Source organism: Embleya sp. NPDC005971 (assembly GCF_040629175.1).
Lineage (GTDB): Bacteria > Actinomycetota > Actinomycetes > Streptomycetales > Streptomycetaceae > Embleya.
Genome location: NZ_JBEXUX010000039.1, coordinates 1 through 11,524, shown reverse-complemented (window position 1 = coordinate 11,524; position 11,524 = coordinate 1). Strand labels below are relative to the sequence as shown.

Here is an 11,524-nt window from a genome sequence, read left to right as displayed (position 1 = left end):
CCCGTCAACTCCGCCACGATCGCCAACGCCACCTCGGCGCCGCTCTCCTGAGCCGCAGCGGGAGCCGGAGCCGGGGCGGGAGCCGGAACCGAAACGGGAGCCGGCGCGGCGGCGAGGGCGGGGGCCACGGCCGGTGCCGGGATCTGCGCGAGCGTCGGCGACGCCTGGAGGCTGTGCGGCGCCGCGGGCATGGGCGGGCGGGCCTGGGCGACCGGGGTCGCCTGGTACTGCGTGACCGGGGCCGGCTGGTACTCGGTGACCGGGGTCGGCTGATACTGCGTCACCGGGGCCGGTTGGTATTGCGTCACCGCGGGCGGCGCGGGGCTGATCTCCCGGGTGGTTCGCGGCTGGCCCTCCAACACGCGTGGGCTCGGCGCGAGTTGCGCGGTCGGCTCGCCGGCGACCGGCATCTCGACGGGAGCGGGCGCGGCCGCGGCTCGGGGCTCGGCTCCGGGCCGCCAGGCCATCAGCGCGTCGAGCGAGGTCTTGGCCAGGTCCAGATAGGACGCGTGGCTGGCCGAGGTGGTGGTCTGGTACGCGTTGTGTGCGTCGCCCGCCTGTCGCTGCACCTCCAGGAAGGCGTGCAACCAGGCGCCGGACGCGGTCACCGGCGTCCAGGTGGACCCGGAGGAGGTGACGTCGTGCGCCGGCGACTGCGCGACCGGTGCCTCGTGGGTCCGCATCGGCACGGCGGGGGCCGCCTGTACCGGAACGGGCGCCGGCACGGGTGCGGCCATCGGTGCGGGAACGGGCGCGGGTGCCGGTGCGGGCTGGGCGAACTGTGCCACCGCGGCGGCCGGGGCCGGCGCGGGCGGAGCGGCCTGGACGCGGGCGGGCGGCGCCGCCTGGGTCACGGCGAGCGCCGGTGCCGGCGGGAGCGCCGCGGCGACCGGCGGGGTCGGGGCGGCCGGCACGAACCCGGTGCCCGGCTCGCGCATGGCGGGGGCGGCGGGGGTGCTCTCGCGGTGGCCCACGTCGGGGTTCGGACCGGAGATGGGGATGGTCATACCCGTCCTTGTCGATGATGGCGAAGGAGTGCTCGAGGTGAACGAGGCCCACAGCGGGGCGAAGTCCAGGGGGCGTCCGGCGACGGCCAGCGCGCCCAGGACGCGGTGCAGTGCGGTGAGTCCGGAGCCCCGGGTGTGGTCGGCGCTCAGCGCGACGTGGGGCCGGTCCGCGAGGATCCTGCCGACCAGGCCGGTGAGTACCGTGCCCGGTCCGGCCTCGACGAACGTGCGGACGCCGTCCTGGTACATGGCCAGGATCATTTCGGCGAACCGCACGGAGGAGGTGACGTGATCGTGCAGCACGGTGCGGATCTCGGGCGCCGTGCCGGGGTACGGCTTGGCATCCGCGTTGCCGTACACGGGCAGCTTCGGCGCCGCGAACTCGTGCTGTTCCAGCGTGGGGCGCCATCCGGTGGTCGCGGACTGCAGCAGCGGGCTGTGGAAGGCGCAGGAGACGGCGAGCCGTTGCGTGGTGAGCTGTTGCTCGGCCGCGCGCTTCTCCACCTTGACGATCGCGGATTCCGCGCCCGAGACGACGTGTTGCGTCGGGGAGTTGTAGTTGGCGACCCAGGCTCGGCGGATGCCGCGGACCAGGTCGTCGGCTTCCTTGGCGGTGGCGGTGACGGCGAGCATCGCACCGGACACCTTGCTCGCGTCGCGCAGGAGTTCGCCGCGCGCGCGGGCCAGGGCCATCAGGGTGTCGTCGTCGTAGACGCCGGCCGCGTGCAGCGCGGCGAGTTCGCCGAAGCTGTGGCCCGCCACGCAGTCGGGCTCGAAGCCGACCGCTCCCAGGATCGAACCGATCATCAACGCGTGGGCGGCGAGCGCCGGTTGCGCGCACTCGGTGGCCTTGAGCCGTTCGGTCTGCGCGCGTTCCTGCGCCTGGTCCACGACCGGCGGCGGGAAGACGGTGCGGTACAGGGGGTATCCGTCGACCTCGAAGCCGGCCAGCCGGTCCCACGCGGCGAGCGCGTGCGGCTGGTGCAGCACGACGTCCGACCCCATGTCGGGGTATTGGCTGCCCTGTCCCGGGAACAGCAGCGCGATCTTGTCGGCCGCGGCGGGGCCGCACGCGTAGCGCACGCCGGTGGGCGTGTGGAACGCGGTCTGCGGTTCGGCCGAGATCCGCTCCCGGGCGTCGGCCGCCTGGGCCCGCAGGTCGTCCTCGTCGCGCACGACCAGGCACAACCGGTGGGCCGCCGCCGCGTCGAAGGCGAGTTGGGTCCGGCGCGCCAGGTCGGCCGGCGGCGCGGTGTCGGCGCTCAGCGCGTCCAGTGCGGTGACCAGTGCGGGGCCGGACTCGGCGCTCAACAGCACCAGTTCGCTCGGCGCGCTGCGGGTGTACTCCCGGCCCGCCGCGGCGGGTTCGGCCGTGCGGTGCTCCTCCAGCGTGACGTGGAAGTTGGTACCGCCGAACCCGAAGCTGGATACCGAGGCCCGGCGCGGGTGGTCGGTGTCGCGGATCCAGGGCCGGGTCCGGGTGCTCAGGTAGAAGGGACCCTTTTCCAGTTCCAGGGCGGGGTCGGTCCGGTCCGCCTTGAGGGTGGGCGGCAGGATCTTGTGGTGCAGGGCGAGGGCGGCCTTGGCCAGGCCGACGGCGCCCGCGGCGGTGCGGGTGTGGCCGATCTGCGACTTCACCGAACCGAGCGCGCAGCGGGCGATGTCGGCGGGGTCGCCCGAGCCGAACACCTCTTGCAGGGCCGTCACTTCGGCGGTGTCGCCGGCCTTGGTGCCGGTGCCGTGCGCCTCGATCAGTTCCACCGTGGCGTGGCTGTAGCCCGCGCTGGCGTAGGCCCGGCGCAACGCGCGGACCTGGCCGGCGACGGCGGGGGCGTAGATCGAGGAGCCGCGTCCGTCGGAGGAGGTGCCGACACCGCGAATGACCGCATAGATGCGGTCGCCGTCCCGCTCGGCGTCGGCCAGGCGCTTGAGCATCACCATGGCCACCGCCTCACCCAGGAGGGTGCCGTCGGCGTCGGCGGAGAAGGGGCGGCACTCGCCCGACGGGGACAGCGCCGGGGTCTTGCTGAAGCAGGTGAAGCCGAACGCGTCGCACAGCGGGTCCACGCCACCGGTGATCATCATGTCGGCGCGGCCGAGCGTGAGTTCGTCGATGGCCGCGCTCATCGCGGACAGCGAGCTGGCGCAGGCCGCGTCGGTGGTGTAGTTGCTGCCGTGCAGGTCGAAGTGCCTTGCCACGCGGCCGGCGATGACGTTGGTGAGCATGCCCGGGAAGGAGCTTTCCTTCCACACCGGATACGAGGCGGCGATGGCGTCGCACAGCTCGTCGGCCTTCGGCTCGGCCACTCCGCGCGCGAGCATGACCCGGCGCCAGGTGGGCCGTTGGGACCGGAACGACATGCGAAAGGCCAGCTCGGTGGGGCTGGCTCCCAGGATGATGCCGGTGCGTTCGCGCAGCGTCTCGGACGGGCCCTGGTCGCCGCAGGCGTCCCGGAGAACGTGTTCGGCCGCGATCAGGCTCAGCAGTTGCGCCGTGTCGGTGGCGTCGATGGTGGACGGCGGGGTGCCGAAGGCCAGCGGGTCGAAGGCCACCGGCGACATGAACGCGCCGCGCTTGCCGTAGGTCTTGTCGGGGGCGGTGGGGTCGCTCGAATAGTGATCGCTCACGAGCCAGTGGGTTTCCGGCACGTCTCGGATGAGGTCACGGGCGTTGACCACGTCGCGCCAGAACCCGCCGACGTCCGAGGAACCGGGCAGCAGGGTGCTCAGACCGACGACGGCGATGGGCGGTTGGGAGGGACGGGAGCTCTCGGGCACGGGACTCCTTGCGATGTGCGATTCAGAGCAGTTCGTGGGCGGGGAAGGTGAACGCCTGGGCGGGCAGGTCGACACCGTGGCTGCGCAGTTGTTGGGCGCGGGTCAGGACCGTCGCGCCCTCCATGAGGTTGCGGGCGATCTGCACGACGGACAGGTTCGCCGGATCGGCGAGGAAGCCGTCCCTGCGCCAGTCGTTGAACGCGCCCACCGCGGGGCCGCACCAGATCTGGTAGTCCACACTGCGGTCGGCGGCTCCGGTGGTCGCCCAGGTGCTGGACATGCCCAGGTACCAGCGGAACACCAGCGCCATCCGGTGCTTGCCGTCCACCGCCGCCCGGTCGGCCTGCGCCGGCTCCCTGGTGCGCCAGAACTCCTCGGTCTGTGCCCACACTTGGTCGACCGACTGGCGGAACATCTCGCGTTCCAGTCGGGCGATCTGGGCCGGCGGGATGTCCTCCAGCGACTCGTGGTCGCGGTAGAGCTGGAAGAGCTTGGAGGCCCGGGCGGCGAACATCGTGCCGCGACTGAGGACTTGTACCTTCGAGCCCATCTCGAACATGTCCGCAGACGGCGCCATGGCCACGTCCATGGTGTCCGCGGCCTGGAGCATGGTGCGGGCCCGGTCCGAGGTATCGGCCTCCAGGCTGAGCTGGTTGACCGATCCGGTCACCACGTACGCGGCGCCCATCGCGAACGCGGCGGCAACCGCGTGCGGGGTGCCCAGGCCGCCGGCCGCACCGATCCTGGTACGCGGTGCGATGCCGTGCCGGTGGGCGACCGCGTCCCGCAGGGCCAGGATCTGCGGGAGGGCGGTGGACAACGGCCTGCCGTCGGTGTGCCCGCCGCTGTCGGACTCCACGGTGAGGTCGTCGACCATCGGCACACCGGCCGCCAGCGCCGCCTCGTCGGCGGTCAGCAGCCCCTCGGCGACCAGTTCGCGCAGCAGCTCGGGGGGCGCCGGTGCGAGGAACTGTTCGGCGACCTCGGGGCGCGAGACCTTGGCCATCATCATCCGCGGGCGGACCACCCGACCGTCCGCGCGCACCTGCAGCCCGGCGGCGCAACAGTGCACGAGCGCGCGGGTGACGTTGCTGAAGGCCGACACCGACACGCAGCGCACGCCGTGGGCGATGGCCAGGGCGGCCACCTCGTTCTCCCAGGCGGGCGAGTGCGGGTTGTGGATGATGTTCACCCCCCACGGGGCGTGTTCGGGCAGTTCGCGGCGCAGTTCCTCGATGGCGCGGCGAACCGCCTCGATCGGCAGTCCGGCCGCGCCGAAGATGCCCAGCAGGTCGGCCCGGGCCATCGCCTTGACCATCGCCACGCCCGCGATTCCCTGCGCCATCTCACCTGCCACGTACGGGAATCGCACGCCGTGGTCGGTGGTGAAGGAACGATCGCCGAGCCATTCGGGATACAACGGAGAGAGGGTGCCGACGACTTCGCAGCCGTCGACGGGCGCGTCACCCAGGACGGCGCCGGTCACGGAGTCGAACAGGCGCCGAACGATCGTGGCCATGCTTCGCGGTTGGCGAAGCACGGCCAGGAGACCGTCGGCGGTGGGATCCGACACGTCACGACGGGGTGCTGCCTGCAGTCCGATGGTCATGAACGGTTTCTCCTGTGGCCTTTCGGAAAGGTTGTCGGACTTCGCCGACCGTCAAAGAATCCTGTGTCGACCCGTCAAAGAATCCCGTGCGTCCCGGCCAGGAGATAGGCCATGTCGACGGTCGTCCGCGAACAGGACCCACCCAGGACACGGCGCGCGTTGCGGTCGTCGAAGACCCTGGTGTGCCGGAAATACGCGGCGAACCCGGCGTAGCTGTGAAAGCGCTGCTCGGCCGGGGAGAGATTCTCGGGCAGTTCGGGCTTGAGCACGATGCGGATGGGTGCAAATTTCTCGAAAAGATCGATGAGCGTCGCGGCGGACACGTCGTCCGGGTGCACGATGTGGTATGTCTCCGGATCCTTGGACCGGCGTTCCGCGGCGATGCTCACGATGGCCCGCGCGGCGTCCTCGACGGGGAGGCAGTTCAGCCGCGCGTCGGCCCGTCCCTGCATGTGAATGACCGGGCGCAGGCCGCGCGGAATGGAGAGTCCGGCGATCCCTCTTTCGATCGTCGACGCGCGCAACAGGGCGCTGATGGTCTGAAAGGGGTGGGCCGGGAGTCCCGGGGCCGGCGCGCGGTCGGTCAGCAGAATGCTCGGCCTCATGATCAACGCCGGCATTCCGTTTTCCCGAGACCACTGGCGCACCAGGGATTCGGCGTCGCACTTGGACCGCTCGTATTCGTTCTCGAAGCCGTACGTGTCGATCAGGTCGGCCTCGGTGACGGTGCCCGACCGGCGGGCGCCCGCCACGAACGCGGTGCTGACATGGCAGAACGGCGCGCCGTGCGGGCTGCGCGCGGCGATGTCGAGGAAATTTTGCGTTCCGTTGACGTTCACCGGTCGGATCGCCCGGGCGCCCGTATTGAGGTCGATGTTTCCGGCGCTGTGGAGGAACATGTCGGTCCGCCGGACGAGCTTTTCCACCCGGTCGTCCGGGAGGCCGAACAGGGGGCGCTCGATATCGATGTCCACCTCGTCGGCGCGGCGGCGAAATTTCTGAATGAAATCCGGCGTCTCGCCCAGGCGCCCGAGGGCCTGGGAGATTCGGTCGATCGCACTCGTACTGCCGCGGCGCGAGAGCAGCGAGACTGAGCAATTCCGATTCACGAGTTCACGAACGAGCCGCAGACCCAGGAAACCGGTGCCGCCAGTCAATGTAACCTGCACGGTCTCATTCCTCTTCTCCGGGGGAACCGATGGCCGGTATTGCGCGTCGATCCTATCCATGGCGGGACGGTGCAATAGTCCAGGCCACGGCCCGGGAAGTCAGATTCACCGGTATGGCCTAGTTCCGTGCATGCCGACCGGTGGGCATAATTCATCATTGTCCAGACCGGCATAACGGTCAAATATCCACATCCCCATCCCGCCGATCGGACGCGTATATCCGATTCTTATACATACGATTTATTCGTATCGGGCAGCCGGGGTGGGCAATCACGAGTTGCGGTCCGCGCGGGCGGTACCCTCGTTTGCGGCACGAACAATTCCTCCGAATATCCGTGGACCCGGCGGATCATCGGCACCAGGATTCGCCCCTCGCCGGCCGCCCCGATGCGATGGCGGCCGGGGGTTCGCCACGTCCGCACCCGATCCCGGTTCACGGACGTCCTCAGCCCATCGCACAGACGACGTCGTCCTGGGAGGACACGCAATGCTCGACACCATCCCGGCACCACCTCCCGAGCACGAGACACCGGACCCGGCCGGCGACCCGCTGAGCCGCCTCGCCGGGCTGTGCGTGCGACATCGCCGGCTGCTCCTGGTCGGCGCGATGATCGTGCTGGTACTGGCCGCCACGGTGGTCGCCGGCGCCCGGGACCGCTGGTCCAACGGCGGATTCACCGCGACCGGGACCCGGGCCGCCGAGGCCGAACGGGTCGCCGCCCGCTACGGGGCGAAAGCCGCGGACCTGGTCTTCTACGTCCGCGCCGGCACGTCCGTGGACGACGCCGAGGTCGCCGAGACGGGCCGCCGGCTCACCGCACTGGTCGGGGGACGACCGGGCGTGACCCGGGCGCAGTCCTACTGGAGCACCGGCTCCCCCCTGTTGCGCTCCCGGGACGGCAAGGGCGCACTGATCCGGGTCGACCTGGCGGGCACCGAACGCGACTCGGCCGTCGCCTCGCGCGCCCTGGTCCCCGCCGTGCGCAAGGCCGCCGGCGGGCTGCGGGTCGATGCCACCGGGCCCGCGTGGCTGAACGCGCAGGCCACCGACGAATCCGAACGCGACCTCAAGCGCGGGGAATTGCTGGCGGCACCGCTGACCATGATCATCCTGCTGTTGGCCTTCGGATCACTGACGGCGGCGGCGATCCCGCTCGCCGTCGGCGCCGTCTCGGTGGCCGGCGCCCTGGCGGTCCTGGCCACCTTGACGCTGACCATGCCGATCACCGTGTTCGCGATCAACATCTGCGCGGCACTGGGCTTCGCACTCTCCGTCGACTACGCCCTGTTCATCGTGACCCGCTATCGCGAGGAACTCTCCCAGGGCGTCGCATCGAGCCGGGCCATCGCACGCAGCATGGCCACCGCCGGTCGTGCCGTGCTGTTCTCCGCCGCGACCGTGGCCCTGTGTCTGTCCGCGCTGTTCGTCTTCCCGCTGGAACTGCTGCGCTCGTTGGCGTGGGCGTCGATCCTGGTGGTGATCATCTCGGCGCTGACCTCGCTGCTCGTACTGCCCGCGCTGCTGGCCGTATTGGGGCCACGCCTGGATCGGCTGGACCCGTTCCGCCGCTTTCGCGGCAAGACCGCCCGCGTGGGTGGCGGCAGTCCCCTCTGGCGTCGGATCGCCACCCTGGCCACCGGCCGGGCGGTGCTGTGCGGGGGCGCCGCCGCCGCGCTCCTGCTGCTCCTGGCCGTGCCCTTCCTGCACGCGCGATTCACCACCATCGACGAGAAGATCCTGCCGACCGCCTCCGAACCACACCGCACCGCAAACCTGTTGCGCGACGACTTCGCCGACCCGCCCGAGCGGATCATCCCGGTGATCCTGCCCCGGGCGAACGCGGTGACCGACGCAGCCGAGATCGACGCGTACGCCCGACGATTGTCGGCTTTGCCCCATGTCGCGCACGTGGTCGCCGACACCGGCGACTATCGCGCCGGACTGCCGGTGCCCGGCCCGGAGTTGCCGGACACGACGACGAACGAGCCCACCCCCGACGACAGCACCCGAGTGGCCGTGCGTCCGGTGGTACCACCGGACCCGGCCCGCCCCGCCGTACCGGGCAGCGTGTTGCGCGTGGTCGGCACCGCCGACAGCCAGGCACCGGAAACGGTCGCACTGGTGCACCGGTTGCGCACCCTGCCCGCTCCGGGGCCACACCTGGTCGCGGGCAAGGCGGCGGAGCTGACCGACACCAAACACACGCTGCGCGAGGCACTCCCCTACGGCGCGGCGATCATGCTGGTCGGCACCCTGGTGATGCTCTTCCTGTTCACCCGCAGCGTCCTGGTGCCGATCAAGGCGGTCGTGATGGGCCTGCTCAGCATGACCGCGAGCCTGGGGGCCATCGTCTACGTCTTCCAGGACGGTCATCTGCGCCGACTGGTGGGCGACTTCGTCACCGGCGGCTCCTTGGAGACGACGATGCCGCTGCTCACCCTGGCGGTCGCCTTCGGCATCTCGGTGGACTACGAGGTCTTCCTGCTCGCCCGGATCAAGGAGGAGTTCGTGCGCACCGGGGACAACACCCGGTCGATCGTCTTCGGGATCGAGCACACCGGCCGGTTGTTCACCGCCGCGGCCCTGATCGTCGCCGCCTCCATGGTCGCGCTGACCATGTCGCACGTCACGCTGCTCAAGACGGTCGGGGTCGGCCTCGCGGTCGCGGTGGTCGTGGACGCCACCGTCGTACGCGGCGTCCTGGTCCCGGCCCTGATGCAACTCACCGGCCGGGCCAACTGGTGGGCGCCGTCCTGGTCGTTGCCCCGACGCCGCCCCCGCGAAGCGGGCCCGAAACTGCCCGACGCGCGCACCGAGGCCCAACCCGAACTCGTCGGTCGGGCGGCGGACGCCGGCCACGACACGGCGGACCGACCGCAGTCCTGAGCGGCCGGTCGCGTTCTCCGGCACGAATGGCAAATCACCGGATTCGCAAGGCTGTTCCGGTATTTCGAATTCACGCCGGCGGCATTGCCCCGTTCGGGGGATTGTTTCCGACTCGACTCCCACAAGGGCATAGAGTCTGCGCGATCGGCGGGATTTCGCCGAACACGCCCGATCCCCAAGCCTTTTCCCGTACGACGAATCGAGAATCGAGAATCGCCTGTGGAATCCATCTGCCGCCCCCTCGGAACTCGCTCTCCACGTCCGGACCTTGTCACTTTCACCACCCGGCCGCTCGCCCCGATGCGGATGTTCACCATCCCCTATGCGGGCGCGGACGCCATGATGTTCGCGCCGTGGGTCGATTACCTGCCGGATTCGGTCGAACTGACGGCCGTACGACTTCCCGGTCGTGGGGCCCGGACGGGCGAGGTCTCCCTCACCGATCCCGCGCAACTCAGCGCGATGGTGGCGGAACTCGTCCTGGAAGCGGACGACGGCCGCCCCTACGTCTTCTTCGGCCACAGCATCGGCGCGATGATCGCCTTCGACACCGTGCGCGAGCTGCGCCGTTGCGGCCACCCGATGCCGTCGTTGCTGGCCGTGTCCGCCGTTCCGCCGCCGCAGGGAGGCGCGTTCGCGCGGGCCTGCCGACCGATCCTGGTGTCCGACCAGCCCTGGCGGCAATTGGGACTCACCGACCTGCTGCCGCCCGAGGTGTTTCGGGACCAGGGCGCGATGACGGCCTTCGGGCCGCCGATGATGGCCGATCTGCTGTTGGCCCTTCAGCACCGATACGTCCACGAGGCGCCGTTGGATTGTGCGTTGAGTGTCTTCGGTGCCCGCGACGACACCCTGGTCGCCGTGGAATCCCTGTCGAATTGGCAGGAGCAGACCACCCGGCCCATCCGACTGCGCACCTACCCCGGCGGCCACCTGTACGTCCACGAGGCGTTGCCGAGTCTGCTGACGGACCTCTCCACCGATCTGCGCACCACCGTCGGCGCCTTCTCCTGAGTTGCGGGGCCGGGCCCGTCGTTCGAAGTTGTCGAGTGTGTCGAGTGTTTGGAGTGAATCCGTGATTCGAGACTACGCAGGACGCGTGTGCACGGTGACGGGAGCCGCTTCCGGAATCGGCCGGGCACTCGCGTTGGCCCTGGCCGAACACGGCGCGCGGTTGGCCCTGTCCGACGTCGACGCGGAGGGGCTGACCGCGACCGCGGAGCAGGCCCGGCAGGCGGGTGCGGAACAGGTGCACGCCGACGTGGTCGACGTCGCGCAGCGCACCATGGTGCAGGACTGGGCGGACACCACCGCGGCGCGCTTCGGCCAGGTCAACCTGGTGATCAACAACGCCGGAGTGGCGTTGACCGCGAGCGTGGACGAGATGGAGTGGGCCGACTTCGAATGGATCATGGGCGTCAACTTCTGGGGCGTGGCACACGGCACCAAGGCCTTCCTGCCGCACCTGCGCCGGGCCGATCCGGCCCACGGGGCGCACGTCGTCAACGTCTCCTCCTCGTTCGGCCTGTTCGGCATGCCCATGCGCAGCGCCTATTCGGCGACGAAGTACGCCGTCCGGGGCTTCTCCGAGTCGCTGCGCAACGAACTGCGCCGTGAGGGCAGCCCGATCGGGGTGACCACCGCGTATCCCGGCGGGATCAAGACCTCGATCGTGCACAACTCGCGGGCGGCGGAGGGAACCGACCGCGCCGAGGTCGCCGCGGTGCACGACTCGTTGTCCAAGACCACGGCCCAGGACGCGGCGCGGGTGATCCTCACCGGCGTGCGCAAGGGTCGCACCCGCCTGTGCATCGGCCTCGACGCGAAGGTCATGGACCTGGGCACCAGGTTGCTGGGGCCCGCGTTCGAGCCGGTCGTGCACGCCTCGATCGAACGCGCGCGGACGAAGGTCGTGCGCGCGGGTGCGGGCGCCGGGCGGTAGCGGATTCGGCCCCGCACACAGACGACCGCGGCCTGCTCGATCCGATCGGCGCCGATTCCTCGCGCCCGCCGTCCGATCCGCCCGCCGATTCCGCCGCTCGCCCCGAGGGCGCTTTCGGGCAGCGGATTCGCT

Annotated in this window: 6 protein-coding genes; 3 read left to right on the top strand and 3 right to left on the bottom strand. The window is 70.6% G+C overall.

Translation table 11 applies throughout. The features are described from left to right. The 3 genes from ABZ374_RS29500 to ABZ374_RS29490 all read right to left on the bottom strand — a co-directional run. On the bottom strand, positions 1 to 3,785 hold a 3,785-nt coding region (locus tag ABZ374_RS29500), incomplete at its 3' end, for a beta-ketoacyl synthase N-terminal-like domain-containing protein (RefSeq protein ID WP_360316530.1). Between the two features lie 22 nt (positions 3,786 to 3,807). Beyond that, positions 3,808 to 5,394, bottom strand: a complete 1,587-nt coding sequence (locus ABZ374_RS29495; RefSeq protein WP_360316527.1) for a PfaD family polyunsaturated fatty acid/polyketide biosynthesis protein — start codon at positions 5,392 to 5,394, stop codon at positions 3,808 to 3,810. A 74-nt stretch (positions 5,395 to 5,468) separates the two neighbouring features. Continuing rightward, complete coding sequence (locus ABZ374_RS29490; RefSeq protein ID WP_360316524.1) at positions 5,469 to 6,623, bottom strand: SDR family oxidoreductase; 1,155 nt, start codon at positions 6,621 to 6,623, stop codon at positions 5,469 to 5,471. A 427-nt stretch (positions 6,624 to 7,050) separates the two neighbouring features. Here ABZ374_RS29490 and ABZ374_RS29485 point away from each other — a divergent pair, with 427 nt between their 5' ends. From ABZ374_RS29485 to ABZ374_RS29475, 3 genes are all read left to right on the top strand, one after another. Further along, the gene (locus ABZ374_RS29485; protein ID WP_360316521.1) at positions 7,051 to 9,450 is read left to right on the top strand and encodes an MMPL family transporter; all 2,400 of its coding nucleotides are present in this window, start codon (positions 7,051 to 7,053) and stop codon (positions 9,448 to 9,450) included. Positions 9,451 to 9,750: 300 nt separating this feature from the next. Beyond that, positions 9,751 to 10,464: an alpha/beta fold hydrolase gene (locus ABZ374_RS29480; RefSeq protein WP_360316518.1), complete on the top strand. Its 714-nt coding sequence runs from the start codon at positions 9,751 to 9,753 to the stop codon at positions 10,462 to 10,464. Positions 10,465 to 10,525: 61 nt separating this feature from the next. Then, entirely contained in the window at positions 10,526 to 11,392 is an 867-nt protein-coding gene (locus ABZ374_RS29475) for an SDR family NAD(P)-dependent oxidoreductase (protein WP_360316516.1), read from the top strand. Positions 11,393 to 11,524 lie beyond the last annotated feature (132 nt).